This window comes from Chryseobacterium sp. AC405b, from assembly GCF_979258685.1.
Genome location: NZ_OZ409877.1, coordinates 1449545 through 1475322, shown reverse-complemented (window position 1 = coordinate 1475322; position 25778 = coordinate 1449545). Strand labels below are relative to the sequence as shown.

Annotated in this window: 20 protein-coding genes, 2 pseudogenes and 1 riboswitch; of the genes and pseudogenes, 4 read left to right on the top strand and 18 right to left on the bottom strand. The window is 34.4% G+C overall.

Annotated features, from left to right (window positions below; all coding sequences use genetic code 11):
* Positions 1-81 precede the first annotated feature (81 nt).
* Positions 82-1547 (bottom strand): annotated as a pseudogene (cysS, locus tag ACZZZA_RS07155) (cysteine--tRNA ligase).
* 134 nt (positions 1548-1681) lie between these two features.
* Positions 1682-2350: a GTP cyclohydrolase I FolE gene (folE, locus tag ACZZZA_RS07150; RefSeq protein ID WP_463430478.1), complete on the bottom strand. Its 669-nt coding sequence runs from the start codon at positions 2348-2350 to the stop codon at positions 1682-1684.
* Between the two features lie 100 nt (positions 2351-2450).
* Here folE and ACZZZA_RS07145 point away from each other — a divergent pair, with 100 nt between their 5' ends.
* Positions 2451-3605, top strand: coding sequence for a hypothetical protein (locus ACZZZA_RS07145; RefSeq protein ID WP_463430477.1), 1155 nt, complete (start codon positions 2451-2453; stop codon positions 3603-3605).
* Positions 3606-3623: 18 nt separating this feature from the next.
* Positions 3624-4109, top strand: coding sequence for a hypothetical protein (locus ACZZZA_RS07140; protein ID WP_463430476.1), 486 nt, complete (start codon positions 3624-3626; stop codon positions 4107-4109).
* Positions 4110-4162: 53 nt separating this feature from the next.
* On the opposite strand, the gene metF is transcribed toward ACZZZA_RS07140, so the two are convergent.
* From metF to ACZZZA_RS07100, 8 genes are all read right to left on the bottom strand, one after another.
* Positions 4163-5122 (bottom strand): methylenetetrahydrofolate reductase [NAD(P)H], encoded by a 960-nt coding sequence (metF, locus tag ACZZZA_RS07135; protein ID WP_463430475.1) that lies wholly within the window; start codon positions 5120-5122, stop codon positions 4163-4165.
* Complete coding sequence (locus tag ACZZZA_RS07130; RefSeq protein ID WP_463430474.1) at positions 5122-6498, bottom strand: Fic family protein; 1377 nt, start codon at positions 6496-6498, stop codon at positions 5122-5124. The genes metF and ACZZZA_RS07130 overlap by 1 nt, the downstream gene beginning before the upstream one ends.
* Positions 6499-6568: 70 nt before the next feature.
* Entirely contained in the window at positions 6569-9283 is a 2715-nt protein-coding gene (gene metH, locus ACZZZA_RS07125; protein ID WP_463430473.1) for a methionine synthase, read from the bottom strand.
* Positions 9273-9647, bottom strand: coding sequence for a four helix bundle protein (locus tag ACZZZA_RS07120; protein ID WP_463430472.1), 375 nt, complete (start codon positions 9645-9647; stop codon positions 9273-9275). The genes metH and ACZZZA_RS07120 overlap by 11 nt, the downstream gene beginning before the upstream one ends.
* 27 nt (positions 9648-9674) lie before the next feature.
* Positions 9675-10685, bottom strand: a complete 1011-nt coding sequence (locus tag ACZZZA_RS07115; protein WP_463430471.1) for a homocysteine S-methyltransferase family protein — start codon at positions 10683-10685, stop codon at positions 9675-9677.
* Positions 10686-10751: 66 nt separating this feature from the next.
* Positions 10752-11912 (bottom strand): O-succinylhomoserine sulfhydrylase, encoded by a 1161-nt coding sequence (locus tag ACZZZA_RS07110; protein ID WP_463430470.1) that lies wholly within the window; start codon positions 11910-11912, stop codon positions 10752-10754.
* A gap of 11 nt (positions 11913-11923) precedes the next feature.
* Positions 11924-13465: an ACT domain-containing protein gene (locus ACZZZA_RS07105; protein ID WP_463430469.1), complete on the bottom strand. Its 1542-nt coding sequence runs from the start codon at positions 13463-13465 to the stop codon at positions 11924-11926.
* A gap of 48 nt (positions 13466-13513) precedes the next feature.
* Entirely contained in the window at positions 13514-14452 is a 939-nt protein-coding gene (locus tag ACZZZA_RS07100; RefSeq protein ID WP_463430468.1) for an alpha/beta fold hydrolase, read from the bottom strand.
* Between the two features lie 61 nt (positions 14453-14513).
* Positions 14514-14626, bottom strand: a riboswitch (SAM riboswitch).
* A gap of 187 nt (positions 14627-14813) precedes the next feature.
* On the opposite strand from ACZZZA_RS07100, the gene ACZZZA_RS07095 reads away from it, so the two are divergent.
* Positions 14814-17426, top strand: coding sequence for an MGH1-like glycoside hydrolase domain-containing protein (locus tag ACZZZA_RS07095; RefSeq protein WP_463430467.1), 2613 nt, complete (start codon positions 14814-14816; stop codon positions 17424-17426).
* An 81-nt stretch (positions 17427-17507) separates the two neighbouring features.
* Here ACZZZA_RS07095 and ACZZZA_RS07090 read toward each other — a convergent pair whose 3' ends face one another.
* From ACZZZA_RS07090 to ACZZZA_RS07055, 8 genes and pseudogenes are all read right to left on the bottom strand, one after another.
* On the bottom strand, positions 17508-17933 hold the full coding sequence (locus tag ACZZZA_RS07090) for an OsmC family protein (protein ID WP_463430466.1): 426 nt from the start codon (positions 17931-17933) through the stop codon (positions 17508-17510).
* Positions 17934-18004: 71 nt separating this feature from the next.
* On the bottom strand, positions 18005-19327 hold the full coding sequence (locus ACZZZA_RS07085) for a DUF58 domain-containing protein (RefSeq protein WP_463430465.1): 1323 nt from the start codon (positions 19325-19327) through the stop codon (positions 18005-18007).
* Positions 19328-19377: 50 nt separating this feature from the next.
* Positions 19378-20410, bottom strand: a pseudogene (locus tag ACZZZA_RS07080) (AAA family ATPase).
* 88 nt (positions 20411-20498) lie between these two features.
* Complete coding sequence (gene tnpA, locus ACZZZA_RS07075) at positions 20499-20966, bottom strand: IS200/IS605 family transposase (RefSeq protein ID WP_463430464.1); 468 nt, start codon at positions 20964-20966, stop codon at positions 20499-20501.
* Between the two features lie 83 nt (positions 20967-21049).
* Positions 21050-22207, bottom strand: a complete 1158-nt coding sequence (locus tag ACZZZA_RS07070; RefSeq protein WP_463430463.1) for a hypothetical protein — start codon at positions 22205-22207, stop codon at positions 21050-21052.
* 13 nt (positions 22208-22220) lie between these two features.
* Positions 22221-23030 (bottom strand): DUF4129 domain-containing protein, encoded by an 810-nt coding sequence (locus tag ACZZZA_RS07065; RefSeq protein ID WP_463430462.1) that lies wholly within the window; start codon positions 23028-23030, stop codon positions 22221-22223.
* Entirely contained in the window at positions 23023-23985 is a 963-nt protein-coding gene (locus tag ACZZZA_RS07060) for a DUF4013 domain-containing protein (protein WP_463430461.1), read from the bottom strand. The genes ACZZZA_RS07065 and ACZZZA_RS07060 overlap by 8 nt, the downstream gene beginning before the upstream one ends.
* The gene (locus ACZZZA_RS07055; RefSeq protein ID WP_463430460.1) at positions 23969-24961 is read right to left on the bottom strand and encodes a stage II sporulation protein M; all 993 of its coding nucleotides are present in this window, start codon (positions 24959-24961) and stop codon (positions 23969-23971) included. Before ACZZZA_RS07055 ends, ACZZZA_RS07060 begins: the two co-directional genes overlap by 17 nt.
* 27 nt (positions 24962-24988) lie before the next feature.
* On the opposite strand from ACZZZA_RS07055, the gene ACZZZA_RS07050 reads away from it, so the two are divergent.
* Positions 24989-25732, top strand: coding sequence for an RDD family protein (locus ACZZZA_RS07050; RefSeq protein ID WP_463430459.1), 744 nt, complete (start codon positions 24989-24991; stop codon positions 25730-25732).
* The last annotated feature ends 46 nt before the right edge of the window (positions 25733-25778 follow it).

Below are 25778 nucleotides of genomic sequence, written 5' to 3'. Positions count from 1 at the left end.
ATATGATATGATATGATATGATATGAAATAAAAAACTCCCACCTTAAAAGTGAGAGTTTCTATGATATGCTTGAAGTAAAATTAATTTAAAACGTAAGAAGTGCCGTCTCTTCCGTCTTTTAACTCAATTCCTTCTGCTAAAAGCTTGTCTCTGATCTGGTCTGAAAGATCAAAGTTCTTAGATTTTCTTGCCTGATTTCTCAGCTCGATTAAAACCTGTAATGTCTGATCTAATTTTTCATTGTTGTTTTCTTCGATCGCTTGAAGACCTAAAACATCGAATATCAAAGCATTTAAAGTTGATTTTAGATCTTCCAAATCCTCTGTTGAAATTGCTTCTTTTTCATCTTTTAAAGCAAAAATAAATTTCACTGCTTCAAATAAATGCGCAATCAAAACTGGTGAATTAAAATCATCCGTCAGAGCATCATATGCTTTAGTTTTCCATTCTTTAAGATTGAAACCTGATTCTTTTTGATCGTTTGGATTGATTGAATTTAAAACTTTTACAGCCTCCATTAATCTTGTAAAACCTTTTTCGCTGGCAATCATTGCGTCATTGGAAATATCTAAAACACTTCTGTAATGCGCCTGCAAAAAGCAGAAACGAACAATCGTGGGATGAAAAGGTTTTTCGAAGAAGTCATTATCACCTGAAACTAATTGTTTAGGCAAAATATAATTCCCGGTAGATTTGCTCATACGCTGAGAATTCATGGTCAGCATATTGGCGTGCATCCAGTAATTCACAGGTTCAATATCATTGCAAGCTTTTCCTTGGGCAATTTCACATTCGTGGTGTGGGAATTTAAGATCCATGCCACCACCGTGAATATCGAATTGATCACCTAAATATTTAGTACTCATCGCAGTACATTCAAGATGCCATCCCGGAAAACCTTCTCCCCAAGGCGAATTCCAACGCATGATGTGTGCAGGGGAAGCTTTTTTCCACAACGCAAAATCCTGTGGATTTTTCTTTCCCCCTGTCCGTCAAGATCTCTTGTATTGGCAAAAAGTTCTTCGATATTACGTTTTGAAAGTTCGCCGTAGTTCAGACCTCTTTTGTTGTATTCCAAGACATCAAAATAAACCGAGCCGTTGCTTTCGTAGGCAAAACCTTTCTCGATTAATTTTTGTGTTAATTCTATTTGTTCAACAATATGACCGGTTGCAGTAGGCTCAATATTCGGAGGAAGTAAATTGAACATTTCTAAAACTTTGTGGAAATCAACTGTGTATTTCTGTACAATTTCCATTGGTTCCAATTTCTCAAGACGGGTTTGTTTTACGAATCGGTCGTTATTCACGTCTCCATCGTCGGTAAGGTGCCCTGCATCGGTAATATTTCTTACGTATCTCACTTTATATCCCAAATGCATTAGGCTTCTGTAGATAAAATCGAAAGAAAGAAAAGTACGCACATTTCCCAAATGCACATTGCTGTAAACCGTCGGCCCACAAACGTACATTCCGATATTTCCATCTAAAATCGGTTTAAATATTTCTTTTTCTGAGGTAAGCGAGTTGTATATTTTTAGTTGCATTAATTTTTTTTTAATTAAAATGATTGAATGATTAAAAGAGTCAAAAATTAGACTAACAAATTGTTCCACAACAAATTATGATTGTGTGTAAAATCTGATTTTTAACTTTTCTAAATTTTATCATTTCTAAATTTTTAATAATCAAGTTTCGCATGACTTCCTACATAATGCAGGAATTCCTGTCTGGTAATAGGATTGGTTCTGAAAATCCCGCTTAATTCTGCAGTAATGGTTGAACTTGCAGTGTCTTTTATTCCTCTGCAGTTGACACAAAGATGTTTTGCATCAATGATACAGGCTACATCTTTTGTTCCTAAAGCTTCTTTCAGTGCATCCACAACCTGCATCGTTAATCTTTCCTGAACTTGCGGTCTTCTTGCGTAATAATCTACAATTCTATTGATTTTCGAAAGTCCGATCACATCACCATTTGAAATGTAGGCAACATGTGCTCTTCCGATAATCGGTAAAAAATGGTGCTCACAGAAAGAATATACCGTGATGTCTTTTTCCACCAACATCTGGCGGTATTTGTATTTATTTGAAAAAGTAGAAATTCCTGGCTTATTTTCCGGAAGAAGTCCGCCGAAAATTTCATTTACGTACATTTTTGCAACACGTTTTGGAGAATCTTTTAAGGAATCATCTTCCATGTCTAATCCTAAGGTTTCCATGATTTCTCCAAAAAGTTTTGTGATTTTTTCTATTTTTTCCTGTGGCGATTTCTCAAAAGCATCTTCACGGATCGGCGTATGCTCTTTCCCTGTGAAAATATCATCATCGTTATCGGTAAAATCAACCATTTTTATTTATTTTGCAACAAAAATACGGATAAAATTAATTCTATATTTTAATTTAGCTCAAATTTGAATTACCTTTCACCTCTATACAGTCTAAAATATTATGATCATTGCTGAAGAAGTACTAAATAATGCACAAAAGAAAGAATTTCTAGAGTTTCCTGCCAGACTTTATAAAGACGACAAAGCGTATATCCGACCTTTAGACAAAGATATTGAGCGCGTTTTTGACAACAGTATAAACAAATGTTTTGCAAATGGTGAAAGCAAACGTTTTCTGTTTAAAAATAATGCCAACGAAACAATAGGAAAAGTAGCTGTTTTTATCAATAAACAATACATTGAAAAGCAACCAACAGGTGGGATTGGTTTTTTCGACTGCATCAATGATCAGACAACCGCCAATTTTATCTTCGATCATTGTAAAAACTGGCTTCAGGAAAGAGGAATGGAGGCAATGGACGGCTCTATCAATTTCGGAGAACGGGATAAATTTTGGGGTGTTTTGATTGAAGGTTTTAGCCCACCTTTGTATGGAATGAACTACAACTTTCCTTATTACAAAGCGCTTTTTGAGAATTATGGATTTGAAATTTACTATAATCAGCTATGTTTCAGCAGAAAAGCTCACGCGCCCACTTCAAGGATTTTTAATATTATGCATGCTAAGTATTCGAAAAATGAAAACTTCTCTGCAAAGCCCGTTAATAAAGCGAATATAAAAAAGTTTGCTGAAGATTTTCACATCATTTACAATAAATCCTGGGAAAGTCATGGAGGAGGAAAACAGATGTCATTAGATGATGTAAAAAAGCTGTTCAATACTATGAAACCTGTAATGAATGAGCACATTGCATGGTTTGCCTACGAAAATGAAAATCCAGTTGCGATGTGGATTAATATTCCGGATCTTAATCAATGGTTTAAGCATTTGAATGGCAAATTTGGAACTTGGGGAAAACTAAAATTTCTCTACTATAAAACTTTTAAGCACAATTCTAAATTTGTCGGTTTAATCTTCGGGGTTCTACCGGAATGGCAAAACAAAGGTGTAGAAGGTTACCTCATTGTGGAAGCTGCAAAACATTTTCAGGTTGCTACAAAATTTGAAGATTTTGAAATGCAGTGGATTGGAGATTTTAATCCAAAAATGCTGGGTCTTGCAAAACATCTTGAAACCGAAGTGACAAGAAAACTGGCAACGTACAGATATTTGTTTGACAGAAATAAGGTTTTTGAGAGACACCCAACAGTTTAATTATAAAAAAGCAAAATTATGGATTCATTGATTTCTATCTTTATTTTATTTCTCCTCATTATTTTATCTATCCCTGCAATTATTTTTCTGATTGCTTATCTAGCTGCACAAAGCAGAAAGAAGAAACAAAAAATTCTTTTAGAACAAATCGGAACTCCAGAATATTATGCTTTTGTACGATATAATATTGGTGATACTCAAGGGAAATTTTTTAAGCTAAAAGCTTTCCAAGGAAGCGGAATGATCTATGTTGAAAACCGTAAAATTATTTTCAGAGATACTTTAAATCTTAATCCCTACACATTTGTTTTAGATGAATGTTCCATCAAATGGGAAGATGTCAATATTGTCAATGGATTGTTAAAGTGGTTTTCGATAAGTGATAACACAAAAAAATATTTTTTTAATATCGACAGCGGAATGTTTATTTTCAACATCAATTCTTCAAAACCTACAACAAAAAGTGTATTCGACACCCTTGTTCAATATCAAAACGAAATATAAACAATTAGGCTTTAGATGAATTTCTTAAGCCTAATTTATTCACTTACTCCTATTTAAAAAAGTTCTCCTGCTACTTTTTTAATATTGTCACTTTTTCCCATAGAATAAAAATGTAAAACAGGAACGCCAAAATCCAATAATTCTTTACACTGATGAACCGCCCATTCTACACCGATTTGTTTTACGGCTTCATTATTCTTTGCGCTTTCAACTGCATTGATGAGATCTTCAGGTAAATCTATTTTGAAAACCTGTGGCAATAATTTCAAATGTTTTTTTATCGCAATCGGTTTTATTCCCGGAATAATCGGAACCGTGATCCCCATTTCTCTTGCTTTATTTACAAACTCAATGAACTTTTTATTATCGAAAAACATTTGTGTGACGATGTAATCTGCACCGGCATCTACTTTTTGTTTCAGCCATTTTAAATCGTAATTCATAGACGGAGCTTCCATGTGTTTTTCAGGATAACCCGCTACTCCAATGCAGAATTTATTATGTTCGTCACAAACTTGTTCTTCGTCATGAAGATATTTTCCCCTTCCGAGATTGTTGATTTGATTGACCAAATCCATTGCAGTAGCATGACCTCCCGGAGTCGCTTCAAAATACTGATGCCCTTTCATAGCATCTCCGCGAAGTGCCATTATGTTGTCAATTCCAAGATACATACAGTCCACTAAAAGATATTCTGTTTCTTCTTTAGTAAAACCTCCACAAAGTAAATGGGGAACAGTATCTACACCATATTTATGCTGAATTGCTGAACAAATCCCCAACGTTCCCGGTCGCATTCTGGTAATTCTGCGCTCCACCAAACCGTTTCCTTTATCAATGTAAATATATTCTTCGCGAGAAGTAGTCACATCAATAAACGGGGGTTTAAATTCCATCAAAGGATCAATGTTGGTATATAAATCTTCAATCCCGATTCCTTTTTGAGGCGGAACAACCTCCAAGGAAAATAGGGGTTTGCCGTTGGCGTTTTTTATGTGGTCTGTGATTTTCATTAACCTTGTTTAGTTTTATTTTTTATATAATTTATTATATAATTTACAATTCTTGTTGAAACTTCATTATATATAATAGCTGGATTAACATCATAAAAATAGATTTTTGAATCTATTGGTATCATATCCTCAACTCCCTCGCCTATTATATTGTAAATAAATTGTTTTCTTGATATTGCATATTTTACAGTTTTCCTTTTTACTAATACTTTTAAAGTAATATTTAAATCAAATTCATTGATTAAATGATCAATAAAATATATAGGTAACTCTAATTCGAAAGTTTTATTTATAGGAATACTTTCGCTCATTTCTTTTAAAAAGAAATCATAATCTGAAAGTGGAAATAATGTTCTAGAGTAAATTAAATGTGATTGCTGGAAGAGTTTTCCTATTTTGTTTAATTTAGGAAATAGGTATTTAACAAAATTTAGAACATAAACATCTATTAAACTTTTCATATCCTTTTCAAAATCTAAAGATGTGGAAGAACTAATTTGTGCTTCTTTCACAAAAAGCTCAATCTCCTTATCCAAATCATCTGCTTCATTAATATTTTCTCCATTAATAGCTTTTTGAATAATATCAAAACTATACTCAATATTTTCAGCAAACAATTTCACTAAATCTTCATAACTTCCGTTATCTGCAATGTTTAATGCAGCATAATATTGAATTTTATCTTTATTTTTAATGACAATAACAGGATATTGATGTTTAAGCAAAATAAAATTGCTCAGAATTCTCGCCAATCTTCCGTTTCCATCATCAAAGGGATGAATTGAAGTAAACTTATGGTGAAAAATCGCAGAAATAATGATCGGATGCAGATTTTCTTCCTCGGCATTTCTGTACCAATCCAAAAGATTGTTCATTTCAAAAGCAACTTCTTCCGGATTAGTATAATAATGGATATCACCGGAAACTTTTTGTACATGGTTTGGTGAAGTTTTATATTGTCCGATTTTTATTTCCTTCTCAAACTCGATTCCTTGTGGCGAAATAGTTTTTGAAAAATAAGGTTCAACTAAAATTATTTTATGCAAATCTTTTATATCACTTTCAGAAAGCGGACGATCTTCTTTAATTAATTGCAACATAAAACCTATCGCTTCATTGTGACCTCTAATATCCAGATGATCTTTGAATGGTTTTCCTTTTGCCGTCAAACCAAAGTTTAAAAAAGCGATTGTTTCACCATAACTCAACTGATTTCCTTCGATAGCATTTGAATTATAATTCCAGTCTAATTTTAATTTTTGAAAAATTTTATTTTCCAATTCACTAGAAAATGGTCGATTAGAATCGATCAATTGTTTTTGCTCATCAATTGATTTAATTTCACTTAAATTTTCTAATATTTTGATATTTTTCATAATTAATTTTTATTTACAAAAATAGAATTTAATCCCTCAAATTCACCTCATTCAAAATCTGTATTATTATCTAAATTCCGTCTGCTAAATTTGGAGAAAGCCATTTTTTAGCCTCTCGTAAAGAAATTCCTTTTCTGACCGAATATTCTTTTACCTGCTCTTCTGTGATTTTCCCCAAACCAAAATACTTTGCATGCGAACTTCCAAAATAATATCCGGAAACAGCAGCCGTTGGGAACATGGCTAAACTTTCAGTAAGATAAACCCCAATGTTTTCTTCAACCTTCAGCAAATCCCAGATTGCGTGTTTTTCTAAATGATCCGGACAAGCTGGATAACCGGGAGCGGGACGAATTCCTTTGTATTTTTCGGCAATCAAATCTTCATTGCTCAGATTTTCCTGATTAGCGTAACCCCAGTATTCTGTACGTACTTTTTTATGTAAAAATTCTGCATAAGCTTCTGCAAAACGGTCTGCGATTGCTTTTACCATGATGGCATTGTAATCGTCATTGTCTTTTTCGTATAGATCAGACAATTCATCAGTTCCAAAACCTGTAGTCACACAAAAAGCTCCCATATAATCGGTTTTACCGGTGCTTTTTGGAGTAATAAAATCACTTAACGCCAGATACTCTTTCCCTTTCGACTTTTGAAGTTGTTGTCTTAGTGTTAAAAATTTAGCCACTTCCTGATCGGTTTCATCATAGATTAAAATATCGTCGGTTTCGTTTGAGTTGGCTTTAAAAATTCCAAATATCGCTTTTGCGGTGAGTAATTTCTCATCAACAATCTTCTTTAAAATTTTCTTTCCGTCTTCAAACAATTCTTTAGCCTGCTCTCCTACAACCTCATCTTCCAAAATATTCGGATATTTTCCATGTAAATCCCAGCTTCTGAAAAACGGTGACCAATCGATGAACGGAACCAATTCATTCAAATCCTGATTTTCAAAAACCTGAATTCCCAGCTGATTTGGAGTGAAAATTTCTTCGTTTTCCCAATCAATTTTAAATTTATCCTTTCTTGCTTGTTCCAGTGAAACATAATTTTTATCAATCTGTCTATTTAAAAACTTCTCGCGGAAATCTGAATAATCGTTTTTCAAATCGTTTACATATTCCTTATTTCGATCTCCCAAAAGAGAGCTTACTACATTGACCGCCCTTGAAGCATCATTGACGTGCACGACTGCATTTTTATATTTTAAATCTATCTTTACAGCAGTATGCGCTTTTGAAGTTGTCGCACCTCCGATTAACAAAGGAAAATTAAGATTCTGCCGTTCCAATTCTGAAGCGATGTACACCATTTCGTCCAAACTTGGCGTAATCAATCCGCTCAAACCGATGACATCTACATTATGATCAATGGCTGCCTGAATAATTTTCTCAGCAGGAACCATCACTCCCAAATCGATAATATCGTAATTATTACAACCTAAAACAACACTCACAATATTTTTCCCAATATCATGAACATCACCTTTTACAGTTGCCATCAAAATTTTTCCGTTGGGTTTCTGAGCCACATCTTTTTCGGCTTCGATAAACGGCTGAAGATAAGCTACTGCTTTTTTCATCACACGAGCAGATTTTACTACTTGAGGAAGAAACATTTTTCCGCTTCCGAACAAGTCTCCGACAACGCCCATTCCTGTCATTAGATTAACTTCAATGACAGGAAGAGGTCTTGCAGATTGTAATCTTGCTTCTTCAACATCTTCTTCGATAAAACGATCGATACCTTTGACTAATGAATGTGTAATTCTTTCCTGCAAAGGATAAGAACGCCATTCTAATTCTTCAACCTTTTCTTTTTTAACTGATTTATTTCTTTCGGAATAATCTAAAAGACGTTCTGTAGCATCTTCTCTTTTATCGAGAATCACGTCTTCTACAAGCTCGAGAAGTTCTTTGTTAATTTGATCATACACCTCAAGCATTGCAGGATTTACAATACCTATATTCATACCGGCCTGAATGGCGTGGTAAAGAAAAACCGAGTGCATCGCTTCACGTACCGTATCATTTCCACGGAAGGAAAACGAAACATTAGAAACTCCACCACTCACCGAAGCGTACGGAAGATTTTGTCTCACCCATCTTGTCGCTTCAATAAAATCGATTGCGTTTCGGCGGTGCTCATCCATACCGGTCGCAACAGGAAATATATTTAAATCGAAAATAATATCTTCAGCCGGAAATTTAACTTCATTCACCAAAATATCGTAAGAACGCTTTGTGATTTCAAGTCTTCTTTCGTAATTATCAGCTTGCCCGACCTCATCAAAAGCCATTACAACGACAGCTGCTCCGTATCTTTTTATTGCTTTGGCGTGTTTTACGAACTCTTCTTCTCCTTCCTTTAAACTGATAGAATTGACCACGCATTTTCCCTGAACAACCTGCAGACCTGCTTCCAAAATCTCCCACTTTGAGGAATCGATCATGATGGGGATTTTGGAAATATCCGGTTCTGAACCAATAAGATTAAGGAATTTGATCATGGAAGCTTTTCCATCAATCAAACCGTCATCAAAGTTAACGTCAAGAATCTGAGCGCCGCCATCTACCTGATCTCTGGCGATATCTAAGGCTTCAGAAAATTTTTCTTCTTTAATTAATCTTAAAAACTTTTTAGATCCCGCAACATTGGTTCTTTCACCAACATTGATGAAATTACTTTCCGGAGTTATAATCAAAGGCTCGAGACCTGATAATCGAAGGTATTTAGGGTATAGTGTTTGGTTTTTAGTATTTAGCATTTCTTCTCTATTTTCCATCTCCTTGTTTTTTGAAATAATTTATAAATCCGTTTAACAATTTTTTAGATGTCTGGATTTCTTCATCAATTGTATTAAAAAAAAATTCATCAATATAATTTTGATCAAATGCAATATATAGTTGAGTTTCTAATTCAAAAAGAGAACCTCTAGATATATATAAAAAAACCAAAGTTCCTTTTGGTGTATTTCTACCACATCCTTCAGCAATGTTTGATGTAACAGAAACGGCACACCTCCTCATTTGATTCGTCAAACCAAATTGCTCGCTATCTGGAAATTCTTTTGTTACTGTATAAATTGAGTTGGTCAATTTTCTTGCAAATAGCCAAACATCTAATTTTTTAAAATCCTGAAAACTCATAATTCTTAAAAATCTAAATACAAAACACTAAAAACTAAATTCAACTTTTCTAGGTTCATATTTCTCAACCAAATCAGCAATAGCTTTGATATGTTCAGGAGTTGTTCCGCAACATCCACCAATGATATTGATCAATCCTTTTTCTACATATTCTTTAATTTGAACAGCCATTTGTTCCGGAGATTCGTCATACTGACCGAATGCATTGGGTAACCCTGCATTGGGATATGCCGAAACACAAAATTCAGAACTGTGTGCTAATGTTTCTAAATAAGGTGTAAGCTGACTTGCCCCTAAAGCACAGTTGAATCCTACACTCAGTAAATTCAAATGTGAAACTGAAATTAAAAATGCTTCCGCAGTTTGTCCGCTCAATGTTCTTCCTGACGCATCCGTAATCGTCCCTGAAACCATGATGGGAATTTCAATTCCTCTTTCTTCCTGTATTTCATCGATGGCGAAAAGTGCAGCTTTTGCATTCAAAGTATCAAAAATGGTTTCAACCAAAAGAATATCTGATCCTCCATCCAATAAAGCTTCGCACTGCTGTTTGTATGCTAATCTCAATTCTTCAAAAGTTATAGCACGGTAACCGGGATCATTAACATCCGGGCTTAAACTTGCAGTTCTGTTGGTTGGTCCGATAGAGCCGGCAACAAATCTTGGTTTATCAGGATTTTTAGCCGTGAATTCATCACAGACTTTCCTGGCAATTTTTGCAGATTCATAATTTAGTTCATATACCAAATCTTCCATATGGTAATCTGCCATTGCGATGGTAGTCCCGGAAAAGGTGTTTGTTTCAATGATATCGGCTCCAGCTTCGAGATATTTTCTGTGAACTTCCTCAATCGCTTCAGGCTGTGTGAGCGAAAGCAGGTCGTTATTTCCTTGTACGGGATGTTCCCAATCTTTAAAACGCTCTCCACGGTAATCTTCTTCTACAAATTTGTATCGTTGAAGCATCGTTCCCATTGCTCCGTCGAGAATGAGAATGCGATCTTGTAGTGCTTTATATAATTGTGCTGAATTTTTCATTTTATATTTTCGGCGAAAGCCAATTTTATATTTATTTAATTAAATCTGAAGCTTGCTTTTATTGAACTAATCTAGCGCCTGCTTCAAATCTGCGATAATATCATCCACATTCTCTAAACCTACTGAGCAGCGAACCAAACCTGCGGTAATTCCCACTTCATTTCTTTCTTCATCAGACAGTTTGGAATGCGTTGTAGATGCAGGATGTGTAACAATCGTTCTCGTATCACCAAGATTGGCAGAAAGCGAGCACATTTTTATTGAATCTAAAAAGTTTCTTCCGCCTTCAATGCCGCCTTTGATTTCGAAAGCGACAACATTTCCGCCCAATTTCATTTGCTTTTTGGCAATTTCATAGCTTGGATGAGATTTTAAAAATGGATATTTTACCAATTCAACATTGGGATGACTTTCTAAAAACTCAGCCACTTTCAAAGCATTTTCACATTGTCTCTCAACACGGATAGCCAATGTTTCTAAACTTTTCGACAAAACCCAAGCGTTGAACGGCGACATTGCAGGTCCGGTATTTCTAGCGAAAAGATAGATTTCCCTTATTAAATCTTCTCTTCCAACTGCTACACCGCCCAAAACACGACCTTGTCCGTCAATTAGTTTTGTTGCTGAATGCACCACAATATCAGCTCCATACTTAATAGGCTGTTGAAGATAAGGCGTCGCAAAACAGTTGTCTACAATGAAAATCAGATGATGTTTTTTTGCAATTTGACCAAAAAATTCTAAATCTAAAATTTCAATTGCAGGATTTGTCGGAGTTTCCAAATACAGAATTTTTGTATTTGGTTTGATGTAGTTTTCTACATTTTCAGAATCTTCGGCTTTGAAATAGGTAGTCTCAATATTCCATTTTGGAAAATATTTGGTAAATAACGTATGCGTAGATCCAAAAACTGATTGGCAGCTAACAATATGATCTCCTGCATTAAGCAAGGCCGAAAACGTTGAATAAATGGCTGCCATTCCTGTTGCAAAAGCGTAACCAGATTCTGCACCTTCCATTTTTACTATTTTATCTGTAAATTCTGTAACATTCGGATTTGAAAATCGGCTGTACAGATTTTTAGATTTCTCCTCAGCAAAACTCGCTCTCATATCTTCCGCATCTTCAAAAACAAAGCTTGAAGTAAGATATAATGGCGTAGAATGTTCATCAAACTGAGATCTTTCGGTTTGGGTTCTTACGGCAAGGGTTTCAAAATTCTCCATGGCAATTGTAATTATTTAGTTTCACTTAGTCTTAAAATATCTCCGAAAACACCTCTTGCTGTCACTTTTGCTCCGGCTCCGGCTCCCATGATCACGATTGGGTTTTCACCATAACTTTCGGTGTAGATTTCAAAGATTGAATCTGATCCTTTTAGTTGTCCTAAGGCTGAAGTTGCAGGAACTGAAATTAATTTCACATCCAATTCGCCTTTCTCTTTCTGTAGGTCTCCGTGCAAATCTCCAACATATCTTAAAACGTGATCCGGCCCTTGATCTTTCTTCATTTTATCATATTCATCATCTAATTCTCCCAATCGTTCGATAAATTCTGATTTAGAAATCGAACTCAAAGCATCAGGAACTAAATTCTGAATTTTGATATCTGTAAATTCATTGCTTAAATCTAATTCCCGCGCCAAAATCAGCAGTTTTCTCGCAACATCGTTTCCTGATAAATCTTCTCTTGGATCCGGTTCGGTAAAACCTTTTTCTAAAGCTTCAAGCACGATTGTTGAAAATTTATCATCTCTCAAAGAAAAATTGTTGAACACATAACTTAATGTTCCTGAGAACACACCTTTAATTCTCGTAATATTTTCTCCTGACAGGTGTAAAAGTTTTATGGTGTCAATTAATGGTAAACCTGCTCCAACATTGGTTTCGTACAGATAACGTTTATTGTTTTTGTTCAACGTATGTCTTAGTTTACGATATTCTTCAATGGGAAGTGTGTTGAAAATTTTGTTTGATGAAACTAAATCGAATCCGTTTTCTGCCAGAGCATGATAGTTTTTCACAAAATCAACACTCGCTGTATTATCCACAACAATCAGGTTTTCAAGCTGATTTTGTTTTGAAAAATTAATCAATTCGTCTACACTTGAAGATTTTTCGGCCGCAAAAACCTCATCACTCCAATTGCTGTCAAATCCTTTTTTGCTGAAAGCTATTTTTCTTGAATTGGCAACAGCTACCACTTTTAAATGTATATTTTTTCGTCTTTTAATTTCTTCGGCAGATTGTAAAACCTGTTCTATTAAGGTTTTTCCTACATTTCCGTGACCTATAATTGCCAAATGAACTGTTTTTGGTTTTTTGAAAATTTCAGATTCGATGATATTTTTAGTTTTTTCATCCTGAGAAGAGGTCACTACGATATTGATGCGTTTCTCGCTTGAATTTTGATTTAAAAGCAACGGAAAAACATTATTTCTGGCCAGTTCAGAAAGTATTTTATTTAAATCTTCTGCTACAAAACCGATGACAGAAACATTGTTGATGCTGTAAATTTGTGAAACCTTTCCTGATTTTCTTTCTTCAGCAAATTCTTCAATCAGGCAATTGACTGCTTTTTCAGAATCATCTTCATGTACGAGAATTGATAATCCATTTTCTACCGCTTGTTGAGAAATTACTCCCACACTGATTCGTGCCAAAGTAAGTGCTTTAAAAACTCTTCCGTCAATCCCTATTTCACCTAAAAAATCTGCTCCTTCAAATTTGATGATTGATCGATTTTTTAAAAATTTTATTTCGTTTGCATTATTTTTCATCTGATATTTATTTTCTTATTTGTGGAATTTTGCTTACGCTCTATTCATCTACAAAATATTTTTTATAATATTATTTAATTGTTTGTATTCCATTAAAAAGGCATCATGCCCATGAATTGATTGGATCTCGTGGTAGAACACATTTTCTTTTTCAGTTTTCAGTTTCATAAAACACGTTTGAATTTCAGAAGCCGGGAAAAATAAGTCGGTATCTACAGAGATCATGTGCATTCGTGCTTTGATTTTACTTAAATCTGCATCGTTTGCATTGATGTTCATGAGCAAATAATTCATTAATTGATATGACTTTAAACTAAATCTTTCGGCAAGAGATTTCCCATGATAATTCAACCAGTCTTCAGATTCTAATTGCTGTTTTTCATCATTGAATTTATTTTGAAATCTGTTATTTAAAGACTGAGGAGTTCTGTAGCACAGCATCGCATGAATTCTTGCTTTTTGGAGAGGTTCATTATTCCCATTTAATAAAAATTGTTGAACCAAACATTGGGCATGTAACCAATCATGAGTTTTATAATGGCAAGCAATCGGGATAAAAAGCTCTGCTAAATCTTGTTTTTTAGCAAGCATTTCCCAACCAATTCCGCCTCCGAGCGAGCCTCCGATAATGGCATATAAGTTTTTAATATTCAAAGTTTCAAGACCTTTCAGAAAAATATTCGCTATATCTGAAGATGTAAACTCTGAATATTCGTCGATAAAAAAATCATCATACCCATTTCCGGGAATATTAAAACAGAGAACCGTAAATTTGTTTGTATCAATTGCCTGGTTTTCCCCAATCAAATTCTTCCACCAACCTGTCTTTCCCGAAACATTTGAATTTCCGGTTAAAGCATGATTGACCAAAATAATGGGTGCAGAAAACAAGTCTCTTCCAAAAAGCTGATAGCTTAATGGGATTTGATATTCCTTTTGGGAATCGGTTCGGTACAAAAAATTAATATGTTGCAGTTCTGTTTTCAATTTTATATTATTAAAATAAATTTGAAAATGCCACGGGAAATGGCTGAAAAAGAACTTCAGTAAGTTATCTGTCCAAAATAAAATTTTATTTGGTAGAACGTAGCACCTTCTTCGCTTGCGCAAAGGGTTGCTAAGGTTTCACAGGGTCTATCCCTCAACCTTTCTTGATAACATTTTCAATATATAAATGAACGAATGGTGCAAAGATAAGACATTTCTCTTAAAAAAATAAATAAAAATTATTTTTCGTTAAAAATCCTTTATCTGAAAGCGTTTCAGAAGCATGTTAAGAATTATTAAGCTTAAAAAAATTGGTTTTTTTTACCAAAAAATCTACCTTAGCAATGAAAAATGATGTGATATGAGTGTCGAGAAGCAAAGACTAAAAGATAAAAACTGGTTAAACTGGGGACCTTACGTAAGCAACCGACAGTGGGGAAATGTACGTGAAGACTACAGCCCAAACGGTGATGCGTGGCATTTTGCCAATCATAACAATGCTGAAAGTTATGCATATCGTTGGGGTGAAGAAGGTATCGCAGGAATCTCAGATACCAAGCAGCTTTTTTGCTTTGCACTTTCATTTTGGAATAAAAACGATGAAAGAGTAAAAGAACGGTTTTTCGGATTGAGCAATCCGCAGGGAAATCACGGGGAAGACATCAAAGAAATTTTCTATTACTTAGACAATACACCTACTCATAGTTATATGAAAATGGTGTACAAATATCCTATCAATAAATTTCCCTACGAAGATTTAGTTTCAGAAAATGGTAAGCGAACCAAAAAAGAGCAAGAATATGAAATCATCGACACCGGTATTTTCGATAAAGATGAATATTTCGATATTTTTATTGAATACTGCAAAGGGAATATTGATGATATCTTGGTGAGAATTACCGTTTGTAACCGAAGTCGGCAGGATGCACCTATAGTAGTGATTCCGACCGCATGGTATCGAAATAATTGGAAATGGGGATATAATGAATACCAAGGACAGCTGGAAGATTCTCATGATGGATGCATCAACATTAATCACGACAGCGTTTCGTTAAAAAAGTTTTATTCGAAAAATAAAAATGCACAGAGCGTTTTTTGTGATAATGAAACCAATACTCCTAAACTTTACGGATGCCCGGAAATTGATAATACATTCTACAAAGATGGCATCAACAATTTTGTCGTTCATCAGAAAAACACCATTAATCCGGAAAAAAAAGGTTCAAAAGCTTCGTTTATTGCTGAAGCGGAAGTAAAAGCCGGAGAATGTGAAATTTTTGAATTTAGACTTGCACCACATGAAATGGATGATGCATTTTATGATTTTGAAAATATATTCAATGCAAGAATCTCTGAAGCAAACGAATTTTATGAAGAGATTCAGCAGGATGTTCCCAATGAAGATGAAAGAAATGTGCAGAGACAGGCTTTTGCCGGGCTTCTCTGGAACAAACAATTTTACCATTACAACGTAGGAAAATGGCTAAAAGGCGATCCTAATCATGAAGCTCCAAGAGATTTTAATCATTATGTGAGAAATACCGAATGGGAACATCTTCACAATAAAGATATTATCTCCATGCCTGATAAGTGGGAATATCCTTGGTATGCGACTTGGGATTTGGCATTTCACTGTGTTCCGTACGCAATTATTGACGGCGATTTTGCTAAAAATCAGCTCCTTCTCTTAACCAAAGAATGGTACATGCATCCCAACGGACAAATGCCTGCTTATGAATGGAATTTAAGTGATGTAAATCCGCCTGTGCACGCTTGGTCTTGTTTCAGGGTTTTTAAAATCGATGAAAAAAGTAATGGTAAGCCTGATCTTTTATTTTTAGAAAAAGTTTTTCAAAAACTTCTTCTAAATTTTACATGGTGGGTAAACCGAAAAGATAAAAACGGCAAAAATATTTTTGGAGGCGGATTCTTGGGACTTGATAATATCGGAGCTTTTGACCGAAACATGGAATTAAAAGATGGTGAGCATCTTGAACAAGCTGACGGAACGAGCTGGATGGCGATGTATGCGCTCAACATGATGCGTATTGCCATGGAACTAGCTCAGTATTACCAAGTTTATGAAGACATGGCAATTAAATTCTTTGAGCATTATCTCTACATCGCAGAAGCCATGGAAAATATGGGTGAAGACAAGGAAGGTCTTTGGAACGAAGAAGACGGATTCTTCTATGATGTACTTCAGCTTGGAAATGGTGAAAGTGTTACCCTAAGATTGAGAAGTATTGTAGGGTTGATCCCATTGTTTGCCGTGGAAATTATTGATCATCATCTTTTGGATAAAATGCCCAATTTCAAAGCAAGAATGGATTGGGTTCTAAAAAACAAACCTGAACTTGCCAATCTGGTTTCTCACTGGGACGAAGAAGGTAGCGGCAGAAAACATTTGATGAGTATTCTTCGCCGTACAAGACTGAAAAAAGTTTTATCAAGAATGGTAGACGAAAAAGAATTTCTAAGCGACTACGGAATCCGTGCGATGTCAAAGGTTTATGAAGCCAATCCTTTTGTGTTTACCGTTCACGGTAATAAGAATGTGGTGTATTATACTCCTGCAGAAAGCGATAGCCGAATGTTCGGAGGAAACAGCAACTGGAGAGGTCCTATTTGGTTTCCGATTAACTTCCTGATTGTAGAAAGTCTTCAGCGTTTTCATTTTTATTACGGAAACAGCTTGAAAATTGAATTTCCGACAGGAAGTGGTGAACAGAAAAATCTGGATGAAGTTGCCCACAATATCAGTAACAGACTCTGCTCTATATTTTTAAAAGATGAGAGCGGACAAAGGGCTTTCAACGGAGGAAATTATAAATTTAACTATGATCCGAATTTCAAAGATTATATCACATTCTTTGAATATTTCCACGGAGATAACGGTCGTGGTGTAGGAGCATCTCATCAAACAGGCTGGACAGCTACTGTCGCTAAGTTACTTAAACCTAGATTAGCGTAATTGGGTCGGGGAGTTTTAGTGTTGGAGAACTTATGAGTTATGTGCTTTTTATTTTTTCCCACTCAAACTCTCCCACTTTATTTATTCACCTACTTTCTCCCCGTTTACATACACTTCATAACCGATTTCAACATTAGGTTCTAAAGTTTTTGAAACCGAACAGTATTTTTCGAATGATAATTCTGAAGCTTTTAATGCTTTTTTAGGATCAATTGTACCTTCTAAAAAGAATTTAACCATAATTGATTTAAAAGGTTTTGCGTCTTCCACAGGAATTCTTTCGCCTTCTACTTCAGCTTTAAAATCTGTAATTTCCTGTCTTTGTTTTTTTAAGATTGAAACTACGTCGATTCCGCTGCATCCTGCAACTGCCATCAGTACGCTTTCCATGGGAGAAACTCCTTTTGCACCAGGTTGTGAAGTGTTGTCTAAAAGAATTGAATTTCCCTGTGCGTTGGTACATTCAAATAAAAAGTCGTCGTTTATTCGGTTTAATGTTATTTTCATTTTGCTTATTGCTTATTGCTTATTGCTTATTGCTTATTGCTTATTGCTTATTGCTTATTGCTTATTCGAAATTACAAAATTCCTCTTGCCTTAATTTCAAGATATTTATTAATAACCTCCACATTCAGATTTTCCGGAAGTGTGTAAACAGAATAAATTCCGTATTTTCTTAATTCCTGAATGATCAATTTTTTTTCGAATTCAAATTTTTCTGCAATCACTTCATCGTAAATCTCCTGCATACTTTCAGGATTTTTGTGAAGTAAAGACTGAAGCTCTGAATTTTTAAAGAAAACTACCACCAGCAAATGGTTTTTGGCGATTCCACGAAGGTATTTCATCTGCCGGTTTAAAGCGTCCAACGTTTCAAAATTGGTAAAAAGCAAAACCAAACTTCTTTGATTTACAGAATATTTTACATCCTGATACAATCTATTAAAATCACTTTCAAAAAAATCTGTTTTAATATTATAAAGTGCTTCTGAAATCCTTCTCAACTGACCAGATTTATTATCTGCAGCAACTTTATTTTCCGTTTTTTTGGAAAATGTCATCATTCCGGCCCGATCGCCTTTTTTAAGAATAATGTGGGACAACGCCATACTCGCATTAATAGAATAATCAAGAAGACTTAAACCTTTGAATGGCATCTTCATGGTTCTCCCCTTATCAATCAGCATAAAAATACGCTGCGATTTTTCATCCTGAAACTGATTGACCATCAATCGATTGGTTTTTGAGGTTGCTTTCCAATTGATGGTTCTTACATCGTCTCCGGGAACATATTCTTTAATCTGCTCAAACTCCATCGTATGACCGAGTTTTCTGATTTTTTTGATTCCTCCGAGTAAAAATTCGTTTTGCAACGCCATCAATTCATATTTTCTAAGATGAACAAACGACGGATAAGCAGGAAGCATTGCATTCTTCTGAAAGGTAAATCTTTTAGAAACAAAACCTAAAGGCGACGACACAAAAACATTTAAAGCTCCGAAACTATATTCTCCTCTTTCTTTAGGCTCAAGAATATATTGGAATAAAGTGTTCTTACCGGACGCAATGTGTTTTTCAATTAAAAAATCTCTCTTCTGAAACTGAAACGGAATTTCATCAATGATTTTTGTATTAATTTTAAAACTGTAATTATTTTTTATATCAACTTTTACTGCATTTTCATCGCCGTTTGATAATTTTTCGGGTAAAATTCTCTGTGCTAAAATCCCGTCTTTTTCTCTGAATAAAAGCAGATAATCAACCATCGCAGTAAGAAAAACCAACAATAAAACGGCATGCGCTACAATCATTAAAAACGGAAAGAAAAACGCAAAAACATACAGAATCCCCACTCCGATGAGCGTGAAAAAAAAGCGGTTGTTGATGAATAGGTTTTTCATTTATTTCAGTTAAAAGCTGGAGAAAATTAAATCTCAATTATTGATGATTCTTATCTTGGAATTTCGATTCCTTCCAAAATCTGACGGATAATCTCATCAGCCGTCAATCCCTCCATTTCTCTTTCCGGAGAAACGATTACTCTATGTCTCAATACGGCATAACTGGCTTCCTTGATATCTTCAGGAGTGACAAAATCTCTTCCTCGTAATGCAGCAAAGGCTTTTGAAGCAGTCAACAAAGCTAAACTCGCTCTTGGTGAAGCTCCTAAATATAAGAATTGATTTTCTCTTGTATTGATAATGATTTTTGCGATGTATTCTATCAGTTGAGATTCAACGATGATTTCTTTAACCAGTTTTTGATAATTACTCAATTGCTGTGCACTGATAACGGGTTGTACGACCTCTGTTTTATCTTCCTGTCTGCTTTCGTGCTGGTTTTTGATAATGGCAATTTCCTGTTCAAGATCAGGATATCCAACATTTATTTTAAACAAGAAACGGTCAAGCTGAGCTTCCGGAAGTCTGTAAGTTCCTTCATGCTCGATCGGGTTTTGGGTTGCCACCACTAAAAACGGGGCTTCCATTTCGTATTGTGTTCCGTCCATCGTTATTTGCCTTTCTTCCATCACTTCAAACAGAGCAGATTGTGTTTTGGCAGGCGAACGGTTGATCTCATCAATCAAAATAAAATTTGAGAAAATAGGCACCTTTTTTAAACTCAAATTCAGAATTTTTCATACTGAAAATTGAGGTTCCCAAAATATCTGAAGGCATCAAATCCGGAGTAAATTGTATTCTGCTAAAGTCTACATCAATTGTTTTTGCCAAAAGTTTTGCTGTAATCGTTTTCGCAACTCCCGGTACACCTTCTATCAAAACGTGACCATTCGATAACAACGCCGCCAAAAGATGCTCTATCATATCATGCTGACCTACGATTACTTTTGCAATTTCTAATTTTACTTTTTCTAAACTAGTACGAAGTTCCATCATGTCAATTCTTGACGCAAATTCACTTTCGTTTTTATCTAAATTGATAGAATTTTGCAGTTCTGTATTTTGGTTTTCCTGGTTTTCCATTGTTTATTTAATTTATTGAGCTCCGTAGGAGCGAAATGTTTGTAGTTTATCGTTGAGTATATGATGCATAGCTCGGTAGGAGCGACACTTAATCATCATAAAATTCAAACATATATTTTTCATCGTATTGTATTTCAAATTTATTTAAAATTTCAAGATATTCTTCCTGGAAATTTTTCTTTTTATGATGTTCTTCCTGATTAAGAATGTAATTAACAACTTTATCAATCTGACTTTTTGAATAAGAAAATGCACCGTAACCTTCTTGCCAATTAAATTTTCCATTTAACCATTTTTCTTCATTCATGAATTTTGAAGAATTCGCTTTAATATCACGAACAAAATCTGAAATTTTGAGATTCAAACTATTAAAGCCTACAAGAAGATGAATATGGTCGGGATTAGCATACACAGCCAATAACTTTTGATTACTATTCTTAATAATTCCAGAAATATATCTTTGCAAAACTTCTCTTTTTTCAGGCGCAATCAGATTTTGTCTCCCCTTTACAGCGAAGATAAATTGAATGTAAATCTGAATATAAGTATTTGCCATATCTGTTTCACTCTTAAGGAGTTCAATTTTATTATCTATTTATTTACAAACATGTCGCTCCTACGGAGCTCTCCTCTTCAATTTTATCGTAAAATTTCATCCAAAAGTTTATTCATTCTGGCCAAATCTTCCTTCATCACACTTGCATAAGGATCCTGAGATTTTGTAATTAAAACAACAGCTTCATTAATAATTTCAATACTTTTTCCGGTTTTTAGCTGGAGTTTTTTTGCAAATTCTTCATCTAAGTTTTGGGTATCAATTAAAAGGTCAAGTCTTACTTTATTGAGAAAATACTGAGCTTTTTTCGCCATCATATCATGAAAATCACCTTCCTGCAGATAAAGGTTCCCAATACTTTTTACAAAATCTACAGATGTATTTTTCAATGGTTCAATAATCGGAACGATGCGCTGCTTTCTTTTAGCATTAAAAAAGATAAATAAAACCAAACCTGCTAATAAAAGCCACCAAGCGTATTTCAAGGCAGGATTTCCTAAAATAAACCGCATGAAAAATTGAGACTCTTTGGTATTTGCTTCCACAAACCAAAGTGTTTCTTTATCATCAAGATAAGAAAAAACATCTTGAGCATATTTTGTGTTTCCAGACTGCAGAAGATAATAATTGGTAAGGAAAAGAGGTTCACAATGTGCGTAGATGGTACCTTTTCCGAATTTTGTTTTGATGAAATTAATCTGATCTGTGTTCTCTTCTTCAACAGTTTTCCCCAATGCCTGAACGCCCGGTTTGATATAGGAAAAACCACGTCCCGAAGGGAATTTATCGAGCTTTATGAAATCGTTTTGATATTTTTTATCTGTCAGTTTCAGAACATTTTTATCTTCAAATGAAATTTGTGAATCGTAAAAGCCAATCGTGTCTGAGATCTCTTTCGGCATTTTACTCATAATAAACATCGCATCAGAGCCATTCGAAACTTCGTTAAGAATTTTCTTCCAGGATTGGATATCAATATCACTTTCTATGACAAGAATATTATGAGGTTTCTTCTTATTTTGGCTGTAATAATCGTAAGCCGTAACCTCGTTTTTTTTCAGATTACTTTTAAATAAATCTTTCACTTCCTGATTAAACACAAATAATCCGAAAGGTGATTTTTCATTGACATCAAAATTCTTACGCCAGTCTACAGCTTCTTTTTTGTTAACTTCAAACAATGCCAAAATCACCATGATAATGATAAAAATAATAGCATATATTCTGAAAGTTTTATTCATTTCTAGCGTTTAATTATGGTTTGAATGACTGATATTGCTCTTTAAATTTCTCATAACTCTGCTCATCAATACTGAACTCTCCGTACCAAACATAATCGAAAATATAAGAAAGATTTGAAAATTCTTTTTTGAAAGTCGGAACCTTCAATTCTGCCACATAATCTTTATTCGTTTTTTCAGGATTCCAGAGAATGAGTTTTTTGTCGCTGAGTTTTTTCAGGACAAACAAAAACTGGTAGCGTACTGCAGAACGGTAATCTTTTGTACGTTCAAAAGTAGCAATACTTTCAGGGAAATTAATTTCGTGGATGTTCTCATGAAGTTCCTCATCATTGATGATGACTTTCTTATTTTTCTTTCCGAAAATGAAATTTCCATTCTTCCCGATGATAAATTTAACAATAAAATACAGCAGAAACCCTACCAGAATAATCGCAAAAATACGCACCAGCAATGTTGTAATCTGAGCTGAACTTTCTAAACTTGTTTCTCCAAAAATACTCTGAATAATCTTTAAAACTTTCTTCATCAGCTTATCCCAAAATGATTCTCTGGGTTTTGAAGTAGAATAGTCAAACTCTTCACCTTTATATCTTGACTTGATGTTTGTTTTAAAATCTTTAGGATAGACTGTGTTTTCAGAAACAGGATTTTTAAGCAAAACAGAATCTGCGGGATACATATTTTTATAATGTCCCGTAATCAAAGAATCTTCGTAAGATTCTTCGTAGTAATCATCATAAAAAGCCGTGCTATCTACTTCCTGAGCATTTGAAAACCCAAAACACGAAAGAAAAAGTATAAAGAAAAAGATTTTATTCATTGATTCCGATCGTATCTATTTCTGCTAATTCTACCTGCTGATGAAGGTCTCTTCTGCTGTCATAATACATCAAACCTGAATTGATATACAATAAATTTGAGAGGAAAAATGAAATCAACAATGAAAATCCATATGTCACAAACAATAATATTCCCATTGTTCCCGAGAACGGATTTTGTTCAAAATTAGCATCAGGTTCGGTAGTCAGCATCGTTCCAAAAAATATAATCATAGGAATCATTGTGAAAATAGTGGTAATTACATACAAAATAATTGAAATTACCGTCGTTGAACCCCAATATTTCCAGTAAGGAGACTTTTCTCTGCCATTTGGATAAGAAAACTGAGACCTGATAGAAAAACTTAAGCTTTCAAAAAATCCTTTTTGGCTGTTGAAATAATCATACAACAAAAACATTATGACATTAAAAACCGTTGGAAAAACAAACAAAACCAAAGGCAGCCCAATAATAATGAGTATCATTGCGTAAGAAACTCCCATCAAAATAAATGACAATGGGGTCACGATAAAAATCATTCCAAGGCAAAGTATTCCAATTCGTCCTGCATTGTTTTTAAAGTCATTCAAAATATCATCCATTTTAATTTTATTTTCTCCTTTCGCCAGTCTTTTCAGATAAAATACAGGATAGAGATAATTGACAATCATTAAAACAGAAAAAAGCACAAACGTTATCACACCGATCATGATAAACATTCCTAGATTGTCTTCAAAATAGTTTTCAAGATAAGAGCTGTCCCCATTTATATTTGACCCAAAAATCTGCGCCAAAAACTCTCTGTATCCAAATATGACAACAACGACCAAAAGAATGAGCAAAAGCCCGTTCAGAAGGATATAATTTTTAAAATAATTCTTCCCGTATAATTTGAAAAATCCGAAACTATCACTGATAAAAGCTCCAAAATCTCTATTTTTATAAAACTGTATCATCGGTATTTTTAATTGCGTTATTATGTTTTTTATTGACAATAAAAGGATACACAAAATAGTAAAATCCTATGATGGCTAAACATCCGAAGATGATGATTAGATTTAAAAATTCCGGCATTTTTAAGGCATGTCTTGTTACGTAACCTTCAATGATTCCTGCACAAATCGTGAATGGAATGGTGCTTAAAAATATTTTAAACGAATCTTTCAATCCGATTTTTAAAGATTCAAATCTAGACAATGTCTTTGGGAAAAGTATGGATGTCCCCAACACCAATCCGCACATGGCTTCTACAACCATTGCGAAGATTTCAAAAACTCCGTGCAGCCAGATTCCTCTTGCGCTGTCTTTTAAAGCTCCGTAATCATAGAAAAAATACTGAAACGAGCCCAACATCACAGAATTTGATAACAGCACATACAATGAACCGATTCCACCGAAAATCCCGTACAGATACATTTTCGCACCTACTCCAATATTGTTTAAAGTAATACCTATTGTGCTTCCCCAAGTTGAGCCGCTTTGGTAAACACCGACCGCATTTCCTGCTTTAATATTTTCTATGGTGGTATTTACATAACTTTCACCCAAAATAATTTTGGCGAAATCTTTATCGTAAACTGCCGACAAAACACCCATCGAAGTGAAGAGAATAAAAAACACAAAAGCGTACAGCAAATATCTTCTGTACTGATAAACCAGAAGCGGAACTTCTGTTCTGAAGAAATACAGCATTCTGTTTTCTTCCACTCTTTTGGTCTTGTAAATTTTCTGAAAAATCTGAGATGAAAGATGGTTAAGATAAACCGTCGTATTACTTTTAGGATAATACGTCTGGGCAAAAGAAAGGTCATTAATCAGATTAATGTACAACGAAGACAGGTCATCAGGATTTTTTTTGATTTTCCCTTGAATAACCTGTTCGATTCCCAACCATTTTTCTTTATTTTGTTTAATAAAAAAAACTTCTCTCATAATTGTAAGGCTAAAATAATAAAAATTATGTCTCAAATTGCGATTAATACTTCACAAAATGTAAATATTAACTTTAACATATCAAGTGTTGGTGAAAGGATTCTTGCATTTCTCATCGATTCTGCAATCAAAATTGCCTATGGTATCTTTATTCTTTATGTTTTTTTCAGTGTTTTTGATTTGGGATATATTTTGAATGGGCTAGACCAATGGTCTGTAGGCGCTGTTTACAGTATTCTTCTTTTCCCTACCGTTATTTATCCGCTTGTTTTAGAAAGCTTGATGGACGGACAAACTGTTGGCAAAAAAACAATGAAAATTCGGGTGGTGAAAATTGACGGTTATCAGGCAAGTTTTGGTGATTACCTGATTCGATGGGTTTTCAGAGTGATTGATGTTTCTTTTTTGATTGTAGGATTTATCACGATGATTATCACAAAAAACAACCAGCGTTTTGGAGACATTGCAGCCGGAACTGCGGTAATCTCACTTAAAAACAATATCAATATTTCTCATACTATATTAGAAAATCTTCGTACTGATTATGTTCCAACTTTTCCACAGGTGATTGGTTTGAGCGATAACGATATGAGAATCATTAAAGATAATTATCTGAAAGCTTTAAAAATAGATGACCGACAAATCATCAGCAAACTTTCAGACAAAATAAAAGGCATTCTAAAACTAGAAGTTGACCCGACAAAAATGACCGAAAGACAGTTCATCGGAGTTATTATAAAAGATTACAATTATTATACAGGAAAAGAATAATTCAATATGTTTGGTCAATTTTTGCTTCTAAAATTGAATTGTGAAT